Origin of the sequence: Mycobacterium sp. E2479 (genome assembly GCF_001667925.1) — a bacterium.
Taxonomy (GTDB): Bacteria; Actinomycetota; Actinomycetes; order Mycobacteriales; family Mycobacteriaceae; genus Mycobacterium.
The window spans coordinates 15,338-37,468 of record NZ_LZJR01000022.1 but is presented as its reverse complement, the minus strand read 5'-3'; the positions used below and the strand labels follow the sequence as shown (position 1 = coordinate 37,468).

Here is a 22,131-nt window from a genome sequence, read left to right as displayed (position 1 = left end):
CCGTCCAGCGACGTCAGCACGAACATCACGCCGGCGACGATCAGCCACGGAGACCCAGACTGTGACGGTGACGCCTTCTCCGGCACCGCCGCCCCCGCCCGCACCCGCTCCGGCGCCACCGCCGGCGACGTCCACAGCGGCCGCGCCACCGCCCACCACGCCGGCGGGCCCGCGTCAGGTCACCTACTCGGTCACCGGCACCAAAGCCCCGGGCGACATCATTTCGGTGACCTACGTCGACGCGTCCGGCCGGCGGCGCACGCAGCACAACGTGTACATCCCGTGGTCGATGACGGTCACCCCGATCTCGCAATCCGACGTGGGCTCGGTAGAGGCGTCCAGCCTGTTCCGGGTCAGTAGGCTCAATTGCTCGATCACGACCAGCGATGGAACAGTGCTCTCGTCGAACAGCAACGACTCGCCGCAGACGAGCTGCTGATGGTCAACCGATATTCGGCTTACCGAGGCGGCGTTGACGACGACACCGTCGCGCCCGAGGTCGTCGACCGCATCCTGATCGGCGCGTGTGCCGCCATTTATCTGGTGTTGCTGGGCGTCAGCGTGGCGGCCGTCGTCGCGCTGGTGGACCTGGGTAGGGGCTTTCACAAGGCGGCCCACAGCCCGCATACCACCTGGGTGCTGTACGCCGTCATCATCGTTTCGGCGCTGATCATCGCGGCCGCGATCCCCGTCTTGTTGCGCGCCCGCCGGATGTCGCAGTCCGAGCCGGCCGCTCAAGCGATGACGGCGCCGGCGCGCGGACCGTCGAGGCCTTCGATGCGGCTGGGGACCGGCGCCCTGCGCACCGGAACCGCCACGGTGCAAACGGCGACACCGTCCGCGGGGGGCGAGTCGGGCGATGCGGTGGACCGAGTCTGGTTGCGCGGCATCGTGATACTGACCGGCACCATGGGCGCGGCCCTGATCGCGTGCGCGGCGGCGACCTACCTGATGGCGATTGGCCACGATGGCGCGTCGTGGGTCGGTTATGGGTTCGCCGGCGTCATCACCGCGGCCATGCCGGCGGTGGAGTGGCTGCACATTCGCCAGCTGCGCGAGGTTGTCGCCGAGCGGCGTCGTTGACGTTCCGCGGGACCGCCACCGGCACATAAACCACGCAGACGACCCGCCGCCGGGCAACGTCGTCGTGGTTTATGTCTCGCGGTTGGGTCCCCCGGCCGGGGCGCTGTCAATGCGCCCCCGGGCCGCCCGAGCTAGTGTTCGCCTTCGCCGTTTGTCGAACCGTTTGACGAACCGTTGAGGCCGTCCTGGTGCTCGCGCAGTGCGGTCAGGGCGCGCTGCTCAGCGCCGTGCGCCGCCTCTCGCAACGCCGCGTCCTCGGACACCGGGTCGGCGAACAGGAAGCTGCCGCTGCCCGGGGATCCGGCCGAGCCCAGCTTGTTCATCTTCTTGGGCAGCGGCGCGCCCTGGTACTCCAGCGGCAGCGGGTGGCCGTGGTCGTCGACCGGGCCGAGCGGCTGGTGCAGCTCGATGTAGGCGCCGTGCGGCAGCCGCTTGATGATGCCGGTCTCGATGCCGTGCTCGAGCACCGCGCGGTCGCTGCGCTGCAGTCCGATGCACCACCGGTAGGTGATGAAGTAGACGACCGGCGGAACGATCACCATGCCGATGCGCCCGATCCACGTCGTCGCGTTCAGCGAGATGTCGAACTTGTACGCGATGATGTCGTTCATCGCGGCCAGCGTCAGCAACATGTAGAACGCGATCGCCATGGCGCCGATCGACGTGCGCACCGGCACATCGCGCGGCCGCTGCAGCAGATTGTGGTGCGCGTTGTCGCCGCTGAACCGCTTCTCCAGGAACGGGTAGACGATCAGCAGGACGAAGATCAGGCCCATGATCAACGCCACCCAGACGGCAGCGGGGACGGTGTGGTGCCAGAAGTAGAACTCCCATGGCGGCCAGATACGGGCCAGGCCTTCGGTCCACATCATGTAGAAGTCCGGCTGCGAACCGGCCGAGACGTGAGAAGGCTTGTAGGGACCCAGGTTCCAGATCGGGTTGATTTGCAGCAGGCCACCCAGCAGGCCCAGCACGCCGACGATGGTGGCGAAGAACGCGCCGGATTTCACGGCGAACACCGGCATCACTCGCACGCCGACCACGTTGTGCTCGGTGCGACCGGGTCCGGGGAACTGGGTGTGCTTCTGGAACCACACCATGGCCAGGTGCAGCCCGATCAGCGCCAGGATGATTCCGGGCAGCAGCAGGATGTGCAAGGCGTACATCCGCGGGATGATGTAACCCGCTGTGGCGCATTCGTTTCCGACGCCACCGCACGGGAAGTCACCGCCGAACAGCGCCCAGTGCAACCAGGTGCCTATCACCGGCATACCCAGCGTGATCGAGGACAGGGCGGCGCGTAACCCGATGCCCGACAACAGGTCGTCGGGCAGCGAGTAACCGAAGTAACCCTCGAACATGGCCAGGATGAGCAGCAGCGAACCGATGACCCAGTTGGCCTCGCGGGGCCGCCGGAAGGCACCGGTGAAGAAGATGCGGGCCAGGTGCACCATGATCGACGCGGCGAAAATCAGCGCGGCCCAGTGGTGGACCTGCCGGACGAACAGGCCGCCGCGTACCTCGAAGGAGATGTCGAGGGTCGATGCGAAGGCCTTCGACATGTCCACGCCGCGCAGCGGCTGGTAGGCGCCGTTATAGGTGATCTCACCCATGGACGGATCGAAGAACAGCGTCAGGTACACACCGGTGAGCAGCAGCACGATGAAGCTGTACATCGCGATCTCGCCCAAGAGGAACGACCAGTGGGTGGGAAAGACCTTGTTGAGCTGTCTGCGAACCGCCGCCGACGGGTGGTAGCGCGTGTCGATGTCCTCGCCTTGGCGGGCCAGGACATCGCCGATCTTCGGGGGACTGAATTTCGGACTCATGTTGTCGTCCTCTCCCAGAATGCCGGTCCGACGGGCTCGACGAAGTCACCGTTGGCGACCAGATACCCGTTGGTGTCGATGGTGATCGGCAGTTGCGCCAACGCACGCGCGGCCGGCCCGAAAATCGGCTTGGCGAAGTGCAGCGCGTCGAACTGCGACTGGTGGCATGGGCACAAGATCCGGTAGGACTGCTCCTCGTACAGGGATGCGGGGCAACCCAGGTGCGAGCAGACCTTGGTGTAGGCGAAGAATTCGCCGAAGTTGAAGCTCTCCTGGCCCTGCCGCTTTACCACGCGGTCTATGTCGGTGGGCCGAATTCGGATGAGCATCACCGGGTTTCGCACACCCTGGTTGATGGCCCGGAGCTTTTCCTGCGATTCTGGGGTGGTGCCGTCCCCGTCGGACTCCCGCCACGGGAAGACGGTCTCCATGCCGCCTGCGTCCAGGTCTTCGGGGCGCATCTTGACGAACGGCGACGTGGAGGCGGAGCCGGTGGCGCGCGCCAGATAGATGGTCTCGCCGTGGTAGCGCGGCGTCCACCCGGAAGTGAACAGCACGGCCTTCTTGCCCTCGGCGGTCTGCACCACGGGCTTCCACGGGTTCTTGATCAACCCACCAGCAAACGCGACCAGGGTGGAGAGGCCGAACGCGCCCAATCCCATCCCCAGCGACAGGCCGATCAGCTTGCGCCGCCCGACCGTCGAACCCTCATAGGCGTCGGCCAGGTTCGCCACCACCGTCTTGCGGTCAACGTCACGCGAGGCACCGTCGTGGCGCTCCTGGATCGAAATCTCTTCGGGGATAAAGCGTTTCTGGTAGAGAACGACGCCGATCCCGATCGACAGAATCGCCATGCCGAACGTCAGGCCGTACAGCGGGGTGGCCAGATCGTAGAGGAAGCTTCCGGCCTCCTCCTTCGGCTTGTACTCCCACGGCCAGAACAAGAAGACCAGCAGCAGGGCCAGCCCGAAAAAGCCGCCCAGCAACAGCCAGCGGGCGACGCCACGCTCGGCGCGCTTCTCGGCTTTGGTGCCCTCAATCGGCCAACGGGGTTCCTTGAACACCGTCTCGACGCCGTCGAGCTTGCCGCCCAGCGCCACCAGTTCTCGCTGCGACATGGCGGCCAGCGCCGCGTCGTCGGGCTCCCTCTCACCGGCACCGTGCGGGTTCCCGCCGGTGTCAGAGCCGCGAACGTCCGCCTCACTCATGCTCGTGCCCCAATCCACAGCGCCAGCCCGATGGCGGCGACCATTCCGATGATCCAGGCGGCCATACCCTCCGGTGCGGGCCCGAATCCGCCGAGGCCGTAGCCACCCGGCTGGCGCTCCTCGGTCACCGCCTTGATGTAGCCGATGATGTCCTTCTTGGCCTCGAAGGACAGCTGACGGTCGGAGAACTTCGGCATGTTCTGCGGGCCGGTCCGCATGGCCGCCAGGATTTGCTGCTCGTTGGCGGGTTCCAGGTCCGGCGCGTACTTACCCGACGACAGCGCCCCGCCCTTACCGGTGAAGTTGTGGCACGAGGAGCAGTTCAGCCGGAACAGGTCGCCGCCTCGGCCCAGGTCCTGGCCGCGCAGCGAGCGCATCGCCAGGCTGCCGTCCGGGTTGCGCACCGTGGTGGGCCCGCCGCCGTTGGCCTGAACGTAGGCGCCCAGCGCGTCGACCTGGCCTTCGTCGAAGATCGGTTCTTTGCGCGGTGCCTGGGCCTCCCCGGTCATCGCCGGCATCCGGCCGGTCGACACCTGGAAGTACACGGCTTCCTCGCCAACGCCGATCAGGCTCGGCCCGCGGTCGGGAACACCCTGCAGGTTGGCGCCGTGGCAGGACACGCACGACGTGTCGAAGAGCTGCTTGCCGGTGCGCAGCAGCGCCGAGTTCGACTCGTCGGCGACGGCCACCTGCGGGCGCGGGGTAAGGACGGCGGCCAATCCGCCGGCGATGGTCAGCGCGATCAGCAGCAGCAGACCGCCGGACAGCCGGCGACGCAGCCGCCGTCGCGAACGATCACGCTGCCCCTGTGACGACTTGGCCGCACCGGATCGGGTAGATCCCAGTTTCTTCAACCGAGCACTCCTGTTCGTCCAGCGCCTGCTCATCGGATGAAATAGATCACGGCGAACAGCGCGATCCACACAATGTCCACGAAATGCCAGTAGTACGAGACGACGATGCTGGCCGTAGCCTGCGCCGGTGTGAACTTGCTCATCGCTGTGCGGGCCAGCAAGAAGATGAAGGCGATCAGCCCGCCGGTGACGTGCAGGCCGTGGAACCCGGTCGCCAGGTAGAACACGCTGCCATAGGCGCTTCCGGGGATCGTGGTTCCGTGCGAGGTGAGGTGGTAATACTCGTACCCCTGGCCGCAAATGAAGAACAATCCCATCAGGAAGGTCAACACGTACCAGCGGCGCAGCCCGAACACGTCGCCACGCTCGGCCGCAAACACGCCCATCTGACAGGTGAACGACGACGCGATCAGCACCAATGTGACCGGGACGGCCTGATACAGGTTCAACTCGGTGGGCGGCGGCGGCCACTTCCCGCCCGATTGGGCGCGAGCGGTGAAGTACATCGCGAAGAGGCCAGCAAAGAACATCAGCTCGCTGGAAAGCCAAACGATGGTGCCGACGCTGACCATGTTGGGTCGGTTCAGCGAATGCACCCGCGACGTAATTGCAGTACCCGAAGTCCCGGCAGCGCTGGTCACATCCGCAAGTATGACGCTTTGTAGTTGTTGAACTCCACCCGGGGCGGCATTTGATGTCCGGCGCGTCGGACTGGAGCGCCAAGTGGGCGGCTCGCAGCCGAGTTTGTTGGGGGTTGGGGCTACTTATGGTCCGCGTGGGACCATCGGCGCGTGGCTTTGTCACCCGAGGCTTCGCCGTTCGGCGCGTCCGCACCATCGTGGCCGCGGGTCCTGTCGCGTCTGACCGGCGGTCAGGACCTGACGCGCGGGCAGGCGGCCTGGGCCATGGACCAGATCATGTCCGGCCAGGCGAGCCCCGCCCAGATCGCGGCCTTCGCGGTCGCGATGCAGGTGAAGATTCCCACCTCGGCCGAAGTCATCGAGCTGGCGGAGGTGATGCTCAACCACGCGCTGCCGATGCCCGCCGGCGCCATCCGCGACGACACGGTCGACATCGTCGGTACCGGTGGCGACGGCGTCAACACCGTGAACCTGTCCACCATGGCGGCCATCGTGGCCGCCGCTGCCGGGGTGCCGGTGGTCAAACACGGCAACCGGGCCGCCTCGTCGCTGTCCGGCGGCGCCGACACGCTCGAGGCGCTCGGCATTCGGATCGACCTCGGGCCCGAGGAGGTCGCACGCAGCCTCGCCGAGGTCGGCATCGGCTTCTGCTTCGCGCCGCTGTTCCACCCGTCCTACCGGCACGCCTCGGCGGTGCGCCGCGAGATCGGGGTACCGACGGTCTTCAATCTCCTTGGGCCGCTTACCAATCCGGCCAGGCCGCGGGCCGGGTTGATCGGCTGCGCCTTCGCCGACCTCTCCGAGGTGATGGCCGGCGTGTTCGCCGCTCGCCGATCCAGTGTGCTGGTGGTGCACGGCGACGACGGGCTCGACGAACTGACGACGACCACCACCAGCACGATCTGGCGGGTGCAGGCCGGCACGGTGGACAAGCTGACGTTCGACCCCGCCGGATTCGGTTTTCCCCGAGCCGATCTCGACGACCTGCTGGGTGGTGACGCGCAGGCCAACGCGGCGGAGGTGCGCGCGGTGCTGGCCGGCGGCAAGGGCCCGGTGCGCGACGCCGTCGTCCTCAATGCCGCCGGCGCGATCGTCGCCCACGCCGGGTTATCCAGCCGCGCTGAATGGTTGCCGGCGTGGGAGGACGGGTTGGCCCGCGCCGGTAGGGCCATCGATTCCGGTGCGGCCGAACAACTGCTCGCGCGATGGGTGCGGTTCGGCCAGCAGGTCTGATTGCCGGAGGGCCTGCTCGGCGGCCAGCCGGGCCGAGCGGGCCGAGGCGGCCCACGCCGACCACGCCCCGGCCGACCGCAGCGGGGAAGCCCAGCCGTCCTCGGCCACCCGAACGAGGCGCACCCCGGCCGTCGTCAGCCAGCGCATGATGAGTGCGGTCTCCTCGACCAGTGCGCCGCCCAGGGGCGCGGGTGTGCGCAAAATCGCTTGTGCCCCAGCCACGATCGCGTCGATGACCGGCATCGGCGGCACCCCGCGCCTGGCGCAGCCCGCCGCGGCGAGTTGGCCGTGGCGGATGACGGCCAGGTGATAGCCGCCCTGCCCGTCGGGTGCGGCGGCGATCAGCTCGGGCAACGCGGCCAGGCCACGCAACCGCTGACCGCGCCACAGCGTCTCGACCGCGGTGACGGTGCGATCGCGCAGTCGCGCGGCGCTCTCGAAGTGATGTCGGTCGGCGAGCGCGCTGACCTGGCCCACGGCCGCGGTCAGCGCGGTGTTGTCCGTGCCGTCGATCAGCGCCGCGGCCCGCGCCACGGCGGCGGCGTACTGGATGGCGGTGACGTCACGCGCTGCCGGGCAGGGCGACACCTCCGCCTCGGCGCACAGCGGCCCGTGCAACGCCGAGCGCCCTAACCGGTTGGTGCAGGTTCGTAGGCCGGTGAACCGGGCTAGCAGGGCGGCCGTGTCGGCGGCGTCGGCGCGGGCCCGGAACGGGCCGACGGCGCGGTCGTGCCGCGGCGCCCGCACCACCGCCAGGCGGGGGAATGCCTCCTCGGTCAGCGCTACCCACCACCATCGCTGCGGGAACTTCGACCGTCGGTTGTACGGCGGGCCGTGGGCGGCCAGCAGCCGCAGTTCGCGCACGCCGGCCTCCACGGGGTGGGCGCATTCGACGTGATCGACCGCGGTGGCCAGCGCGACCATCTCCTTCATGCGGCCGCGCGGGTCGGCGCCGGTGAAGTACTGATTGACCCGTCGTCGCAGGTCGACGGCCGTGCCGATGTAGAGCACCTCGCCCGCCGGCCCGCGGAACAAATACACGCCGGGCCGGCGTGGCAGGCCCTCGGCGAGCACCCGTTTACGGCGCTGCATGGGTGTGACGCCCGGCAGATAGGCGCGCAGGTCGGCATAGGTGTGCACGCCCTGGTTGCCCACTCGCTCGATGAGGGCGTGCAACACGTCGACGGTGGCACGCGCGTCGTCGAGGGCGCGGTGCGTGGGTTGGGTGGCCACGGCGAACAGCCGCGCCAGGGAGGCCAGCCGCACGCTGGGGGCTTCCTCGCGGCTCAGCACCCGCCGTGCCAGCCGGACGGTGCACAACACCTGCGGCCGCGGCCAGGCGATATCGCAGTGCTGCGCGGCGGCACGCAGGAAGCCGACGTCGAACCCGGCGTTGTGGGCGACGAGCACGGCTCCCCGGTCGAAGCCGGCGAACTCCAAAAACATCGGCAATACCGCGTCGATGGTCGGCGCGTCGGTGACCATCGCGGTGGTGATGCCGGTCAGCTGGACGATCTGGGGCGGGATGCTGCGCTGCGGGTCCACCAGGGTGGCGAGCTCGCCGAGCACCGCTCCGCCGCGTACCTTGACCGCTCCGATTTCGGTGATGGCGTCGGGAAGGGTTCCCCCGGTGGTCTTGGTGCGCCCACCGGTGGTCTCCAGGTCGACCACGACGAAGGTCGTTTCGCGCAGCGAGAGTTCGTCGGGCGTGAACGGCGACCCCGCGTCGGCGAAGCTCAGCTGAGTCGCACCCCTAACAGCCACGGCGGTGACGTTAAGGGTGACGACCGACACGCCCGCGGCTGCCACGCCGGGCGGCTACCGGAATGCGGGGACGGTACCTGTCGGTGGCGGCGGTTACCGTTCGGGCAGTGCGGCGTGATGTTCGCCGAAGCCAGACCGAGAGGACCGATCCGATGGCACCGAGAACTGGACCGACCGACATCGGCGCGACGCCGCCGCAGCCCGGGACGCCGGTGGTGATCGACTGCGACGAGTGCGCGGTGCGCGGCCCCGGCTGCCCCGACTGCGTCGTCAGCGTGATACTCGGGGTCCCGGATACTTTATTGCAGGATGAACGAGCGGCTTTAGAAGTTCTGGCCGAGGTCGGCTTGGCGCCCCGGCTTCGTCTGGTCCCAATTCGTCGGGTTCGGGGATCTGGTGTAGCCTAATTGCCTTGTCCCACAAAGGTCCTCGGGCCACCCGAAACGACTCACATAGAAATGACAGAATTCTATCTAATTTCTTAACCGCTGGCTTTGGACAAACGCCGATATCGTTTCGTAACCTGTTTGAGACCTAAACCCGCTCGACGACCTAATTCGTCGATGGCCGTTTAAGGAAGCAAATCTTGAGGCTTGACTCTAGGTACCCGGTTGCGCGTGCGCTCACACGTTCGGCCATAGGGGCACTAGCTGGCTTCGCGATCTTCTCCGGCATCATGACCGCCCCGGCGTGGGGCGACCCGGCCGAAGACGCCACGGCAAAACTCAACGAGCTGTCCCGTCAGGCCGAGCAGACCACCGAGGCCATGCACAGCGCCCAGCTCGACCTGAACGACAAGGTCGCCGCGCAGCGCGCCGCGGACAAGAAGCACGCCGACGACCAGGCCGCGGTCGATGCGGCCAAGGCGCATCTGTCGTCGTATCAGGATTCGGTCAACAAGCTGGCCGCCGCGACCTACATGGGTGGCCACGTCGACGGCATGCAGGCCATCCTGACCGCCGGCTCGCCCCAGGGCCTGATCGACAAGCTGGCGGTGCAGCGGGTGATGGCCGCGCAGATGGCCAGCCAGATGAAGAGCTACCGGATCGCCGGGGAGCAGGCCGCGAAGGCCGAGCGCGAGTCCGCCAAGTCGGCAGCGGACGCCAAGAGTGCGGCCGAGCAGGCCGCCGCGGTCCGGGCGAGCCTGCAGTCCAAGCAGAGCCAGCTGCAGGTGCAGATCGCGGTGGTGAAGTCGCAGTACCTTTCCTTGACTGCCGATCAGCGCACCGCGCTGGCCAATCCCGGAACGCCCGCACCGGCGGCCGCGCCCGCCCCCGGCGCTCCGGCGCCGGAAGCGGCGCCCCCGGGCACACCTCCCGGCCAGGCGCCGGGCGAGGCTCCGCCCGCCGGTGGGATGCCCGGCCTGCCCGGCATGGCTCCCGGCGGTGTCGGCGGCGGCGACCGCGCCACCGTCGTGCAGGCCGCGCTGACCCAGGTCGGTTCGCCCTATGTGTGGGGTGGTGCCGCGCCCGGCGGATTCGACTGCTCGGGCCTGGTGATGTGGGCATTCCAGCAGGCCGGTATCTCGCTGCCGCACTCCAGCCAGGCGATGGCCCACGGAGGCCAGCCGGTTGCGCTGTCGGATCTGCAGCCCGGTGACGTCCTGACCTTCTATTCCGACGCATCGCACGCGGGGCTCTACATCGGTGACGGCATGATGATCCACTCGTCCACCTACGGCGTGCCGGTGCGGGTGGTGCCGATGAACTCCTCTGGCCCGATTTACGACGCTCGCCGTTACTAGACACCTCCGACGGCGCCCGCGGCTCCCGTTGCTGCTGGCCTGGTTACTCGTCGTCGAACTGCTCGTGGTCGCGGCCGTGCCGTTCGATGCCGTGCGCGAGAGCCGGATCCGACCCGCGCAGCTGGTCATGCCCGCCCCCAGCCAAATCGGTGCCTCAACGAAGTCGATCACGCTCGGCGATCGCACCGTGCGGCTGTTGGGCCTCGGCGGGCCCGCCAGTGACCGATTGCTGGCCCGGGTGGCCGCGAACATGGGTGCGGCGATCAGCGCGGTGGAGTCGTTCTGGGGCGTCGACTGGCCCCACGAGATCGCCGTGGTCGCCGCCGGTACGGACGAGGAATTCCGCGCCGCCGCAGGCGGGGGACCGGCGTCCCAGTGGGCCGATATCGCGGCGGTGACGGTCGTCGACCGCCTCGATCCCGTTCGCCGGGTTGCAGCCGGCGAGCGGATCGTGTTCGCGCCGGGCGCGGCCGCAATGAGCGCCACATCGTTGCGAATCGTGTTGGCCCATGAGCTGTTTCACTACGCCGCCCGCGCCGACACCGTCACGGATGCACCCCGCTGGCTCACCGAGGGCGTGGCCGACTTCGTCGGCCGCCCACCCGCGCCGGTGCCGGCCGACAGCTTGCTACCCATGACGCTGCCCACCGACGGCGACCTGGACGAGCCGGGGACGGCGCGCTCGCTGGCCTATGACCGCGCCTGGTGGTTCGCCCGATTCGTTGCCGACGCCTACGGGCCGCCGAAGTTACGCGACCTCTACCTCGCCACCTGCGGCATCCGGCACACCGACATGGCGGCCGCCGCCCAAGAGTTGCTGGGCACCAGCCCGGCGGGCCTGCTCATGCGCTGGCAGCAGTGGCTGACCCACTAGGGAACTCCCGGTTCACCGCCGCGGCCCAGCCCAGACCACGGTCCGCGTCGTCGCCAAGCTAACCTGACGCAGGTGAGTCGGGTCCTGCTGGTAACCAACGACTTTCCGCCCCGCCCCGGCGGCATCCAGTCGTACCTCGGTGAGTTGGTCGGCCGGCTGGCCGACGGCGGGTCGCACTCGGTGATGGTGTATGCGCCGCAATGGAAGGGCGCCGAGGCCTACGACGAGGCCGCCGGCTACCGGGTGGTGCGCCACCCGGGCACGCTGATGCTGCCGGGCCCTGCGGTCGAGGGCCGGATGCGGCGGCTGATCGCCGACCACGACATCGACACCGTCTGGTTCGGCGCCGCCGCACCGCTGGCACTACTGGCCCAGCGCGCCCGTGGAGCCGGCGCGGGCCGGGTGCTGGCCAGCACGCATGGCCACGAGGTCGGCTGGTCGATGCTCCCTGTCGCGCGCTCGGTGCTGCGCCGCATCGGCGACGACACCGACGTCGTCACCTTCGTCAGCCGCTACACCCGTTCCCGGTTCGCGCCGGCCTTCGGGCCCAGGGCCTCGTTGGAATACCTGCCGTCCGGAGTGGACACCGACCGGTTCCGGCCCGATCCGGCGGGCCGCGCGCGGCTGCGTGACCGCTACGGGCTGGGGGAGCGGCCGACCGTGGTGTGCGTGTCCCGGCTGGTGCCGCGTAAGGGCCAGGACATGCTCATCAAGGCCCTGCCGTCGATCCGGCGACGTGTCGACGGCGCCGCCCTGGTCATCGTCGGCGGCGGCCCGTATGCGGACTCGCTGCGCGCACTGGCCCGCGAGTGCGGGGTGGCCGACGACGTGACCTTCACCGGCGGTGTACCGGCCGCCGAGTTGCCGACGCACCACGCTCTTGCGGACGTGTTCGCGATGCCGTGCCGCACCCGAGGCGCCGGGCTGGACGTCGAAGGGCTGGGCATCGTATTCCTCGAGGCGTCGGCGACCGGCGTGCCGGTGATCGCGGGGAAATCCGGCGGAGCGCCGGAAACGGTGCAGCACAACAAGACCGGACTGGTCGTGGACGGTCGCGACACGGACGAGATCGCCGAGGGCGTCAGCGAGTTGCTAACCGATCGCGACCGGGCCGCCGCGATGGGCGCGGCCGGGCGCGACTGGGTGACGGCCCAGTGGCGCTGGGAAACCTTGGCGGCGCGGTTGGGCACCCTGCTCGGCTGAACGGAGTGAGCCCGCGCGAGCGTTTCGGCGCCGGCCCGGCTAGTCCTTCTGGTAGATGGCCTCGATCTCGGAGGCGAACTTCTCGGCCACCACCTTGCGCTTGACCTTCATCGTCGGCGTCAGTTCGCCGGTGTCCTCGGTGAAGTCGACCGGCAGGATGCGGAATTTGCGAATCGACTCGGCGTGCGACACCGCCTGATTGGCGTCCTTGATCGCCGCGTCGACCTCGGCGACCAGGTCGGGATCGGTGGTCAGTTCGCTCACCGACGCACCGGCCCCCTTCTGGTTGCGCTGCTTCCAGCCATCGAACGCTTCCGGGTCGATGGTGATCAACGCGCCTATGAACGGCTTGTTGTCGCCGACAACCATGGCCTGGCTGATCAACGGATGCGCCCGCAGCCGGTCCTCGAGGACGGCCGGCGCGACATTCTTGCCGCCGGCGGTCACGATGATCTCCTTCTTGCGCCCGGTGATCTTCAAGAAGCCGTCTTCGTCGAGCACGCCCAGATCGCCGGTTTTGAACCAACCGTCGGTGAAGGCATCTTTGGTGGCCTGCTCGTTGTGCCAGTAGCCGCTGAACACGACGCCGCCGCGGACCAATAGCTCGCCGTCATCGGCGATGCGCATGCTGTTGCCGGGCACCAAGGTTCCGACGGTGCCGATCTTGACGTTGCCGACCTGGTTCACGGTGATCGCCGAGCTGGTCTCGGTCAGGCCGTAACCCTCGTGGATGGTCAAACCCACGCCCCGGTAGAAGTGCCCCAGCCGCGAGCCCAGCGGCGCACCGCCGGACACGGCCGCGTGGCAGTCGCCGCCCAGCGCGGCGCGCAATTTGTGGTAGACCAGCCGGTCGAACAAGGCGTGCTTGGCGCGCAGCACGAGCCCGCGGCGGCCGCCGTCCTGCGCCTGGCTCCAGTCGACGGCGGTCTGCACGGCCGTCGCGAAGATGCGGCCCTTGCCGTCGTTGGAGGCGTTCTGCTCGGCGGTGTTGTAAACCTTCTCGAACACTCTCGGCACCGAGACCACCACGGTCGGCTTGAACACCGCGAACAGCGGCACCAGGTTCTTGATGTCGCTGGTGAAGCCGACGGTGACCTTGTTGGCGTATGCGGACAACGTGAGTGAGCGGGCCAGCACGTGCGCCAGCGGCAGGAAGACCAGCAGCCGCTGTCCCTCGTCGAGCAGCGTCGGCAGGCTCTCCTTGGCGCCGCGGGTCTCGTACAGCAGGTTCGAGTGCGTCAGTTGGCAGCCCTTGGGTCGCCCGGTGGTACCCGAGGTGTAGATGAGAGTCGCCGGATCCGCCGCTCGCAGCGCATCGAGGCGCGCGGTCAGCTCGGCCGGTTCCACCGATGCCCCGGCCTCCACCAGCTGGGCGAGCGCCTTGGGGCCCGAACCGTCGATGTGCAGCACGCGGCGCAGTGCGGGCAGTTCGGCGCTCAGCTCCGTCACCATCGCGGCGTGCTCGTCGGTCTCGGCGAATGCCAGCACCGCCTCGGAGTCCTGCAGTACCCAGCGCACCTGCTCGGCCGACGACGTCTCATAGATGGGCACGGTGACCGCGCCCACCGACAGGATCGCCAGGTCGAGGATCGCCCATTCGTAGCAGGTGGCACAGAAGATCGATACCCGATCACCGGCCTGCACGCCCAATGAGATCAAACCGAGTGCGGCCGAGCGGATCTGACCGGCCGCCTCATGGCAGGTGACGTCGGTCCACTCACCCTCGATCTGACGCTGGTAGATGACGAAGTTGGGGTCATCGCGCTCGTGTTCAAACACCATCGCCGCGATGTTGTCCTGTTCGCCTACGGAAAAGCGGGCGGGGACGCTGTACTCACGCACTCTTATGACCTCGATTGACCTCGTGAAGATCCCGGTAGGGGGTTGCTGGTGACCAGCCTAATCCGCGCGTTGACCCAGCACGGCGAGAGGCGGTCAGGCCGACACCGCGTTTCCCGCCGCCAGGCCCGAAGCGCCCGCGTCGGCCGGTGTGTGAAGCTGTGGCCATGAACAGCATCCAGATCGCGGATGAGACGTTTATCGCCGCCGACGGCGCACGGGTGGGGGCCGCGGTAGCCGATCAGGCGAGCTGGCGCCGCTGGTGGCCGGACCTGCGGCTGGAAGTCGTCGAGGAGCGCGGGGAAAAGGGCATCCGGTGGGCCGTCACCGGTGCCCTGACCGGGACCATGGAGATCTGGCTGGAGCCGTCGCTGGACGGCATCGTGCTGCATTACTTTCTGCACGCCGAGCCGACCGGTGTGGCGGCCTGGCAGCTGGCCAAGCTGAACCTGGCCAAGATGACACACCGCTGTCGGGTGGCGGGCAAAAAAATGGCCTTCGAGGTCAAGGCGACGCTGGAACGGTCACGTCCGGTCGGAGTTTCTCCGGTAGTTTAGCCGGGTCGGGTTCGCGCAGGGAGTACCGTGTCGGACCGAGACCCGCGGGGTCCCCTGCATCGGAGGGGTCGATCCGTTCGCGGGAGAGAGGGCAACAACCAGGTGGCGGAGAAGACGAGGCAAACCATCTATATCGAAGCCGACCCGGGCACCGTCATGCAGGTGATCGCGGACATCGATTCCTACCCCCAGTGGATCTCGGAGTACAAGGAAGCCGAGGTTCAGGAGAAGGACGCCGACGGCTACCCCAAAGTGGCGCGGATCGTCATGGACGCCACGGTGATCAAGGACACGATGGTGATGTCCTACGAGTGGCCCAAGGATCGCCAATCGGTGAGTTGGACGCTCGTGTCGAGCTCTCTGCTGCGTTCGCTTGAAGGCTCATATAGATTGGCGCCAAAAGGATCTGGCACCGAAGTCACCTACGAACTGTCCGTCGACCTGGCCATGCCGATGATAGGCCTGCTCAAGCGCAAGGCCGAGCGCCGGTTGACCGACACCGCACTGAAGGATCTCAAGAAACGAGTCGAGGCTGAGTGAGTCCACTGAATTCCGAGCGCCCGCCCCGGCCCGGATCAGCCTTTTCGTCGGCAAAGGCGGGGTAGGGAAATCCACCCTGGCTTGCGCCACCGCCGTGGGCGCCGCGAGCGCCGGGCAGCGAGTGCTTGTCGTCTCCACCGACCAGGCGCACTCGCTGGGTGACGTCCTGGGCATCGCTGTCCCGCCCAGCCAGGGCGAGCCGGTGCGGGTGCTTGCCGACCTGGAAACCGGGCAGGCAGAGGCCGGTGGTGGGTTTCTCGACGCACTGGCGTTGGACACCCTGGCCCTGCTCGAGGTCCGGTGGCACGACGTGGTCGCCACACTCGACCGGCGCTTTCCGGATTCGGAGCTGAGTACCATTGCGCCCGAAGAACTTTCCGCCCTACCGGGTGTTCAGGAAGTGCTCGGTCTGCATGCCGTCGGTGAGCTGGCCCGCTCCGGCGAATGGGACCGCGTGGTGGTCGACTGCGCGTCGACCGCCGATGCTTTGCGGATGTTGACGTTGCCCGCCACCTTCGGGCTGTATGTCGAGCGGGCGTGGCCGCGGCATCGGCGGCTGTCCGTCACCGCCGACGATGGCCGGTCGGCGGCGCTGGTCGAGTTGCTGGAGCGGATCAGCTCTCATGTGGAATCGCTCAGCAGGCTGCTCACCGACGGTGATCTGGTCAGCGCGCACCTGGTGCTGACCCCCGAGCGGGTGGTGGCGGCCGAGGCGACGCGAACGCTGGGCTCACTGGCCCTGATGGGGGTGCGCGTCGAAGAGCTGATCGTGAACCAGGTTCTGCTGCAAGATGACTCATACGAGTACCGCAACCTGCCCGACCACCCGGCCTTCTACTGGTACACCGAGCGCATCGCCGAGCAGCGGGGTGTGCTCGACGAGCTCGACGCCGCCATCGGTGAGGTGGCGCTGGTGATGACCCCGCACCTATCCGGCGAACCGATCGGCGCCAAGGCGCTGAGCGGGTTGCTCGACGCGGCCCGGCGGCGGGGCGGCGCGGCGCCACCCGGCCCGTTGCGGCCCACCGTGGACCTCGAGTCCGGGACGGGACTGGCGTCCATCTATCGAATGCGGCTCGCGTTGCCGCAACTCGACCCCTCGGCCTTGACGTTGGGCCGCGTCGATGACGATCTGATCATCAGTGCCGGCGGATCGCGGCGCAGGGTTAAGTTGGCATCAGTACTTCGGCGGTGCACGGTGCTGGACGCACATCTGCGGGGGAGCGAGCTGACGGTGCGATTTCGACCAGATCCGGAGGTGTGGCCTAAGTGAGTGGGGCTCATTCCGACATCGGTCCGGAACTGCGCAGGCTCGCCCAGACGATCCTGGACGGCATCGACCCCGCGGTGCGCGCGGCGGCGGCGCTGACGGCCGGTGCGGGCGTCGGCACCGGCAAGTGTCAGCAGATCTGGTGCCCGGTGTGCGCGCTGGCCGCGTTGGCAACCGGCGACCAGCACCCGCTGCTCACCGCAATCGCCGACCACAGCGTCGCCCTGCTCGAGGTGATCCGCGACATCGTCAACGACATCGACCGGTCCACCAAGCCGACACCGGAACCGCCGAACGGACCGCCCGGCGGCGGGCCCGCCCCGCCGGGCGACGCCAACGACTTCGCGTCGCGAACCCGTTATCAGCCCATCCCCGTCACGCTCGAGGAGTGAGCGGGCTGCGTCGCAGGTGGTCCCCGCCGATGGGGATGGGTACAGTTGGCGCAGAACATCAGCGCCTGCAGCCGAGAGGGAGGGCCATGTGGTACTGGCTATTCAAGTACGTACTGCTCGGCCCGCTGCTGTCACTGCTGGGACGGCCGAAAGTTGAAGGCTTAGAACATGTTCCGAGTTCTGGGCCGGCGATACTGGCCAGCAACCACTTGGCGGTGATGGACAGTTTCTACCTGCCGCTGGTGGTGAAGCGCCGGATCACGTTCCTGGCCAAGTCGGAATATTTCACCGGTACCGGACTGAAGGGCTGGTTCCAGCGGTGGTTCTTCACCGCGGTCGGCCAGGTGCCGATCGATCGCACCGACGCCGACAGCGCCCAGGCCGCGCTGAACACCGCCCAGCAGGTGCTGAGCCAGGGCAAGTTGTTGGGCATGTATCCCGAAGGCACGCGGTCGCCGGACGGACGGCTCTATAAGGGCAAGACGGGGTTGGCGCGGCTGGCCCTCGAGACCGGTGTTCCGGTGATCCCGGTTGCAATGATCGGCACCAACGTCGTCAACCCGCCCGGGACCAACATGCTGCGGTTCGGCCGGGTCACCGTCCGCTTCGGCAAGCCGATGGACTTCTCCCGGTTCGACGGGCTGGCCGGCAACCGCTTCATCGAGCGGGCCGTCACCGACGAGGTGATCTACGAGTTGATGGGGTTGTCCGGCCAGGAATACGTCGACATCTACGCGGCGAGCCTGAAAAACGGTGGTAGCGGCAACGCGGCCAACGGCGAGGCCGTGCGGATCCCGGCAACCGCCGCGGGTTAGCCGGCCGCGGTAACCGGCGTCAACTGCTGTGGAGCGGTATCCCGTGCGACCCCGCGAGCGGTGACGGCGACTCCCACGGTGACAATGACCGCCAGCGCCCACCACACGTAGGACATTCCGGCCAACTGGCGCCACCAGGCCGCGCTGGCCTCGTGATGCTTGGGCAGCAGGTCGATCGGCGACCAGCGCATCAGCGCTACTCCGACAGCGCTGACCACCATCAGCCCCGCGTTGCGGCGACGCCAGCCCAAGATCCCCGTCACCAGCACGGTTGGCAGCACCCAGACCCAGTGGTGCGACCAGGACACCGGCGACACGTCCAGCCCGAACAACGCGACGCACACCAACGCAAGCATGGGCTCGTCGGCGCGCAGCGCGCGTCGCATCGCCCACACCGTCAGTGCGAGCACCAGCAGTGATGCGGCCACCCAGAGCAGCGACCGGCCCTGCTCTCCCAGCCCCAGCCGGGCCAGGGCGCCGGCGATGTTCTGGTCGGTGTTCAACGACGCAGAACCGATCCGGTCCGTGTGATGCACGGTGTGCGTCCAGTACTCCCACGAGTCGTTCCAGGCCAGCACGAAACCGAGCAGCGTCGCCCCCACGAAAGACGCCACGGCGGTCAGCGCCGCGCGATAGTCACGCCGCAACAGGAAATACAGCAGGAACACCGCGGGGGTCAGCTTCAACGCCATGCCCAGGCCCAGCAGCAGCCCGCGCGGCCACGCCGTGCGGCGCGGCGCGCAGTCGGCGATCACCAGCGTCATCAGCACGACATTGATCTGTCCGAAGGCGAAGTTCGAGCTGATCGGCTCCAGCCAGATCGACGCGGCCGCCGTGGCGACGATCGCCAGCCACCACCGGCGCAGCCAGGCCGGGCCCCGCAGGGCCGACGACGTGCTCCAGACGTCCAGCCGGGTCAGCACCATCACGGTCGACACGACCAGCAGCACCAGCGTCAAGGCGGTGATGGCGACGCTGGCGGTGGGCATGTGCATCCATGCGAACGGGCAGAACAGGATCGCCGCCAGCGGCGGATAGGTGAACGGCAGATCCACGATCGGCGTATGGAACAGCACCTCCCCGCGGTACAGCGGATGGCCGTCCATCCAGGCCTTGGCGCCCATCTGGTAGACGTCGATATCGATGCGATAGGGCGTGTGCCCGAACAGCTGCCAGGCCGCATAACTCAGCCCCGCGGCGGCCACCAGCCAAGCCAGCGACCACCACAGCACCCACCCGGGTCGGTTGCCCACGCCGGGCGCCTGCCGTGTACTCATGTCGCACATCAGCGTAGTGGGTACCCGTGCCCGGACCCGCCTGGTGCGGCGCGGGTCCCACGACCCGAGCGCAGACAGGCGTAGGTTTCAATAGTGCTCCATTCGTTCGTGGCCGAGGTGACCCGATGGTTTGCACATGACATTCACGAGAGTGGCCACCTGCCACTGCTGTGCTGCCTGGTCGCCTTCATCCTGACGTTCTTCGTCACGCGCACGTTCGTGCGTTTCATCCGCCACCGCGCCGAAACCGGCCGCCCCACCCGATGGTGGCACCCGCGCAATGTGCACATTGGGGGAGTGCACATTCACCACGTGACCTTCGGGGTGGTGCTGACCCTGCTCTCCGGGCTGATGCTGGTCACGCTGTCCATCGACGGTCATGAGCCCGAGTTCATCGTTGCCGCAACACTTTTCGGCATCGGTGCCGCCTTGGTCCTCGACGAGTACGCGCTGATCCTGCACCTGTCCGACGTTTACTGGTCCGAGGACGGCCGCACCTCGGTGGACGCGGTGTTCGCCGCCGTGGCGGTGGGCGGGCTGTTGATCATGGGACTGCACCCGCTGATGTTCTTCCTGCCGATCTGGCACGGCGCCGACTCGACGGTGCTGCGGGCGGTGGTGGGCAGCGCGATGGCGTTGACGTTGCCGATGGCGGTCGTGGTGGTGCTCAAGGGCAAGGTGTGGACCGGCCTGCTGGGCATGTTCCTGGTCATCCTGCTGGTCATCGGTGCGATCCGGTTGTCGCGCCCGCACGCCCCGTGGGCTCGCTGGCGGTACTCCACGCGACCTGACAAGATGCGTCGCGCGCTGCAACGCGAGCGGACACTGCGCCGCCCGGTGGTGCGGGCCAAGCTGTACTTGCAATGCGCGATCGCCGGCACACCGCGGTTGCCCGACGAACGCATCATCGATGCCACGCTCGACCAGGAAATCCACCCGGCGCCTGCGCCCACCGGGCCCATCCTGATCAGCCGATAGTCTGCTGCTTACACCGCCGGCCGGCACCTCGCTCGCGCCGGTCTAGGCTTCCCGGGTGCGGTATTTCTACGACACCGAATTCATCGAGGACGGCCGCACCATCGACCTGATCTCGATCGGGGTGGCCGCCGAGGACGGCCGTGAGTACTACGCGGTATCCACCGAATTCGATCCCGAGCGCGCCGGCCCCTGGGTGCGCGCCAACGTGCTGCCCAAGTTGCCGTCGCCCGCGTCGCGGCAGTGGCGCTCCCGCCGGCAGATCCGGGACGACCTGGAGGACTTCTTCGGCATAAATTCTGAGCAGGCGGCCGCCGAACCGATCGAGCTGTGGGCGTGGGTCGCGGCCTACGACCACGTGGCGTTGTGCCAGTTGTGGGGGGCCATGCCGGAGTTGCCGCGATCCATCCCCCGATTCACCCGCGAACTGCGGCAACTATGGGAAGACCGGGGCAGCCCGCGGCTGCCGCCGCGGTCGTCGGATGCGCATGATGCGCTCGTCGATGCGCGCGATCAGCTCCGCAGATACCGGCTCATCACATCCGCAGGTTGAAGACAGCGGGCGAAATGCCGCCGGCCGAGTCACGTTCGCGCAGATCAGCCTTGACCCGGGGCGGCGGCGCCCCCGCTAAGATGAACCGATGAACTGGACCGTCGACATACCGATCGATCAGCTGCCGCCGCTGCCGCCGCTGCCGACCGATCTGCGGGCGCGGTTGGATGCCGCGCTGGCCAAACCGGCCGCCCAGCAGCCAAGCTGGCCTGCCGACCAGGCGTCGGCGATGCGTACGGTCCTGGAGAGTGTGCCGCCGGTGACAGTGCCCTCGGAGGTCGCCCGGTTGCAGGAGCAGCTCGCCCAGGTGGCGCGCGGGGAGGCGTTTTTGCTGCAGGGCGGCGACTGCGCGGAGACGTTCACCGAGAACACCGAACCCCACATTCGCGGCAACGTGCGCACCCTGCTGCAGATGGCGGTGGTGCTGACCTACGGCTCAAGCCTGCCGGTGGTCAAGGTGGCCCGCATCGCGGGGCAGTACGCCAAGCCACGATCGGCCGACATCGACGCGCTGGGGTTGAAGTCTTACCGCGGCGACATGATCAACGGCTTCGCCCCGGACGCCGCCGTGCGCGAGCACGACCCGTCGCGGTTGGTGCGCGCCTACGCCAACGCCAGCGCGGCGATGAACTTGGTTCGCGCGCTGACGTCCTCCGGATTGGCCTCGCTGCATCTGGTGCACGACTGGAACCGGGAATTCGTCCGGACCTCGCCGGCCGGCGCCCGCTACGAGGCGCTGGCCACCGAGATCGATCGCGGCCTGCGCTTCATGAGCGCCTGCGGCGTGGCCGACCGCAACCTGCAGACCGCCGACATCTATGCGAGCCACGAGGCTCTGGTGCTCGACTACGAGCGGGCCATGCTGCGCCTGTCGGAAAGCGACAGCGGCGAACCGCTGCTGTACGACCTGTCGGCGCACACCGTGTGGGTCGGCGAGCGCACCCGCCAGCTCGACGGAGCCCACGTCGCCTTCGCCGAGGTGATCGCCAATCCGATCGGCGTCAAGATCGGCCCTACGATCACCCCCGAGCTGGCCGTCGAATACGTCGAGCGGCTCGACCCGCACAACAAGCCCGGCCGGCTCACCTTGGTGAGCAGGATGGGCAACAACAAGGTTCGCGATCTGCTGCCCCCGATTGTGGAGAAGGTCCAAGCCACCGGTCACCAGGTGATCTGGCAGTGCGACCCGATGCACGGCAACACCCACGAGTCGTCGAACGGCTACAAGACCCGCCACTTCGACCGCATCGTCGACGAGGTCCAGGGCTTCTTCGAAGTGCACCGCGCGCTGGGCACCCATCCGGGCGGCATCCACGTCGAGATCACCGGCGAGAACGTCACCGAGTGTCTGGGTGGGGCGCAAGACATTTCGGACATGGACTTGGTCGGTCGTTACGAAACCGCGTGTGATCCACGGCTGAATACCCAGCAGTCGCTGGAGTTGGCCTTTCTCGTCGCCGAGATGCTGCGCGACTGATCT

The 22,131-nt window shown here is 68.0% G+C and carries 21 protein-coding genes and 1 pseudogene; 15 read left to right on the top strand and 7 right to left on the bottom strand.

All coding sequences use genetic code 11. The features are described 5' to 3' along the window. Both A5686_RS02650 and A5686_RS02645 read left to right on the top strand, forming a co-directional pair. Positions 1 to 439: MmpS family transport accessory protein (locus tag A5686_RS02650; protein ID WP_231986260.1), on the top strand; the 439-nt coding region annotated here is incomplete at its 5' end. Further along, positions 439 to 1,083 carry a DUF2561 family protein gene (locus A5686_RS02645; protein ID WP_067930635.1) on the top strand — a complete coding sequence of 215 codons (645 nt, stop codon included), beginning with the start codon at positions 439 to 441 and terminating at the stop codon, positions 1,081 to 1,083. The genes A5686_RS02650 and A5686_RS02645, both read left to right, overlap by 1 nt. Positions 1,084 to 1,214: 131 nt before the next feature. Here the strand turns inward: A5686_RS02645 and A5686_RS02640 are convergent, their stop codons facing one another. Genes A5686_RS02640 through A5686_RS02625 form a run of 4 tightly spaced genes read right to left on the bottom strand, consistent with a single transcriptional unit; the run spans position 1,215 to position 5,615 of the window. Beyond that, entirely contained in the window at positions 1,215 to 2,912 is a 1,698-nt protein-coding gene (locus A5686_RS02640; RefSeq protein WP_067930632.1) for a cytochrome bc complex cytochrome b subunit, read from the bottom strand. After that, entirely contained in the window at positions 2,909 to 4,120 is a 1,212-nt protein-coding gene (locus A5686_RS02635; protein WP_067930629.1) for a ubiquinol-cytochrome c reductase iron-sulfur subunit, read from the bottom strand. The genes A5686_RS02640 and A5686_RS02635 overlap by 4 nt, the downstream gene beginning before the upstream one ends. Continuing rightward, positions 4,117 to 4,974, bottom strand: coding sequence for a cytochrome c (locus A5686_RS02630; protein WP_067930626.1), 858 nt, complete (start codon positions 4,972 to 4,974; stop codon positions 4,117 to 4,119). Before A5686_RS02630 ends, A5686_RS02635 begins: the two co-directional genes overlap by 4 nt. A gap of 29 nt (positions 4,975 to 5,003) precedes the next feature. Beyond that, positions 5,004 to 5,615, bottom strand: a complete 612-nt coding sequence (locus tag A5686_RS02625) for a heme-copper oxidase subunit III (protein WP_082947433.1) — start codon at positions 5,613 to 5,615, stop codon at positions 5,004 to 5,006. Positions 5,616 to 5,765: 150 nt separating this feature from the next. Here A5686_RS02625 and trpD point away from each other — a divergent pair, with 150 nt between their 5' ends. Further along, positions 5,766 to 6,848, top strand: a complete 1,083-nt coding sequence (trpD, locus tag A5686_RS27750) for an anthranilate phosphoribosyltransferase (protein ID WP_082947432.1) — start codon at positions 5,766 to 5,768, stop codon at positions 6,846 to 6,848. On the opposite strand, the pseudogene A5686_RS02615 reads toward trpD, so the two are convergent. After that, positions 6,786 to 8,612 (bottom strand): annotated as a pseudogene (locus A5686_RS02615) (DEDD exonuclease domain-containing protein); the annotation flags it as partial. The gene trpD and the pseudogene A5686_RS02615 overlap by 63 nt on opposite strands. Before the next feature lie 152 nt (positions 8,613 to 8,764). Between A5686_RS02615 and A5686_RS26325 the strand changes: the two are divergent. From A5686_RS26325 to pimB, 4 genes are all read left to right on the top strand, one after another. Continuing rightward, positions 8,765 to 9,019 carry a hypothetical protein gene (locus A5686_RS26325; protein WP_082947431.1) on the top strand — a complete coding sequence of 85 codons (255 nt, stop codon included), beginning with the start codon at positions 8,765 to 8,767 and terminating at the stop codon, positions 9,017 to 9,019. Positions 9,020 to 9,198: 179 nt separating this feature from the next. Next, entirely contained in the window at positions 9,199 to 10,356 is a 1,158-nt protein-coding gene (gene ripC / locus A5686_RS02610) for a peptidoglycan hydrolase RipC (RefSeq protein ID WP_067930621.1), read from the top strand. Positions 10,357 to 10,387: 31 nt separating this feature from the next. Further along, positions 10,388 to 11,230 carry a hypothetical protein gene (locus tag A5686_RS02605; protein WP_231986261.1) on the top strand — a complete coding sequence of 281 codons (843 nt, stop codon included), beginning with the start codon at positions 10,388 to 10,390 and terminating at the stop codon, positions 11,228 to 11,230. Between the two features lie 72 nt (positions 11,231 to 11,302). Continuing rightward, a complete protein-coding gene (pimB, locus tag A5686_RS02600; protein WP_067930619.1) occupies positions 11,303 to 12,433 on the top strand; it encodes a GDP-mannose-dependent alpha-(1-6)-phosphatidylinositol monomannoside mannosyltransferase in 1,131 nt (376 codons plus the stop codon). Between the two features lie 39 nt (positions 12,434 to 12,472). Here the strand turns inward: pimB and A5686_RS02595 are convergent, their stop codons facing one another. Continuing rightward, positions 12,473 to 14,275 carry a long-chain fatty acid--CoA ligase gene (locus A5686_RS02595; protein WP_067930616.1) on the bottom strand — a complete coding sequence of 601 codons (1,803 nt, stop codon included), beginning with the start codon at positions 14,273 to 14,275 and terminating at the stop codon, positions 12,473 to 12,475. A gap of 164 nt (positions 14,276 to 14,439) precedes the next feature. Here A5686_RS02595 and A5686_RS02590 point away from each other — a divergent pair, with 164 nt between their 5' ends. The 5 genes from A5686_RS02590 (at position 14,440) to A5686_RS02570 (ending at position 17,846) form a co-directional block, all read left to right on the top strand. Next, positions 14,440 to 14,829, top strand: a complete 390-nt coding sequence (locus A5686_RS02590) for a polyketide cyclase / dehydrase and lipid transport (protein ID WP_067930613.1) — start codon at positions 14,440 to 14,442, stop codon at positions 14,827 to 14,829. 102 nt (positions 14,830 to 14,931) lie between these two features. Next, the gene (locus A5686_RS02585; RefSeq protein ID WP_067930610.1) at positions 14,932 to 15,369 is read left to right on the top strand and encodes an SRPBCC family protein; all 438 of its coding nucleotides are present in this window, start codon (positions 14,932 to 14,934) and stop codon (positions 15,367 to 15,369) included. Continuing rightward, a complete protein-coding gene (locus tag A5686_RS02580) occupies positions 15,362 to 16,642 on the top strand; it encodes an ArsA family ATPase (RefSeq protein WP_197520455.1) in 1,281 nt (426 codons plus the stop codon). Before A5686_RS02585 ends, A5686_RS02580 begins: the two co-directional genes overlap by 8 nt. Beyond that, a complete protein-coding gene (locus tag A5686_RS02575) occupies positions 16,639 to 17,031 on the top strand; it encodes a hypothetical protein (protein WP_067930607.1) in 393 nt (130 codons plus the stop codon). Before A5686_RS02580 ends, A5686_RS02575 begins: the two co-directional genes overlap by 4 nt. Positions 17,032 to 17,117: 86 nt before the next feature. Continuing rightward, complete coding sequence (locus A5686_RS02570) at positions 17,118 to 17,846, top strand: 1-acyl-sn-glycerol-3-phosphate acyltransferase (protein ID WP_067930604.1); 729 nt, start codon at positions 17,118 to 17,120, stop codon at positions 17,844 to 17,846. Here A5686_RS02570 and A5686_RS02565 read toward each other — a convergent pair. After that, the gene (locus A5686_RS02565) at positions 17,843 to 19,123 is read right to left on the bottom strand and encodes a glycosyltransferase 87 family protein (protein WP_067930601.1); all 1,281 of its coding nucleotides are present in this window, start codon (positions 19,121 to 19,123) and stop codon (positions 17,843 to 17,845) included. The genes A5686_RS02570 and A5686_RS02565 overlap by 4 nt on opposite strands. 93 nt (positions 19,124 to 19,216) lie before the next feature. Between A5686_RS02565 and A5686_RS02560 the strand changes: the two genes are divergently transcribed. The 3 genes from A5686_RS02560 (at position 19,217) to A5686_RS02550 (ending at position 22,128) form a co-directional block, all read left to right on the top strand. Further along, positions 19,217 to 20,101, top strand: coding sequence for a hypothetical protein (locus tag A5686_RS02560; protein WP_067930599.1), 885 nt, complete (start codon positions 19,217 to 19,219; stop codon positions 20,099 to 20,101). Between the two features lie 55 nt (positions 20,102 to 20,156). Beyond that, positions 20,157 to 20,651 carry a polyadenylate-specific 3'-exoribonuclease AS gene (locus tag A5686_RS02555; protein WP_067930596.1) on the top strand — a complete coding sequence of 165 codons (495 nt, stop codon included), beginning with the start codon at positions 20,157 to 20,159 and terminating at the stop codon, positions 20,649 to 20,651. A gap of 88 nt (positions 20,652 to 20,739) precedes the next feature. Beyond that, a complete protein-coding gene (locus A5686_RS02550) occupies positions 20,740 to 22,128 on the top strand; it encodes a class II 3-deoxy-7-phosphoheptulonate synthase (RefSeq protein WP_067930593.1) in 1,389 nt (462 codons plus the stop codon). Positions 22,129 to 22,131: the final 3 nt, after the last annotated feature.

Coding starts and splice junctions, on each gene's coding strand:
- A5686_RS02550 (WP_067930593.1), top strand. CDS start 20,740: ATGAACTGGACCGTCGACATACCGATCGATCAGCTGCCGCCGCTGCCG.
- A5686_RS02565 (WP_067930601.1), bottom strand. CDS start 19,123: ATGAGTACACGGCAGGCGCCCGGCGTGGGCAACCGACCCGGGTGGGTG.
- A5686_RS02590 (WP_067930613.1), top strand. CDS start 14,440: ATGAACAGCATCCAGATCGCGGATGAGACGTTTATCGCCGCCGACGGC.
- A5686_RS26325 (WP_082947431.1), top strand. CDS start 8,765: ATGGCACCGAGAACTGGACCGACCGACATCGGCGCGACGCCGCCGCAG.
- A5686_RS02645 (WP_067930635.1), top strand. CDS start 439: ATGGTCAACCGATATTCGGCTTACCGAGGCGGCGTTGACGACGACACC.
- A5686_RS02635 (WP_067930629.1), bottom strand. CDS start 4,120: ATGAGTGAGGCGGACGTTCGCGGCTCTGACACCGGCGGGAACCCGCAC.
- A5686_RS02640 (WP_067930632.1), bottom strand. CDS start 2,912: ATGAGTCCGAAATTCAGTCCCCCGAAGATCGGCGATGTCCTGGCCCGC.
- A5686_RS02570 (WP_067930604.1), top strand. CDS start 17,118: ATGTGGTACTGGCTATTCAAGTACGTACTGCTCGGCCCGCTGCTGTCA.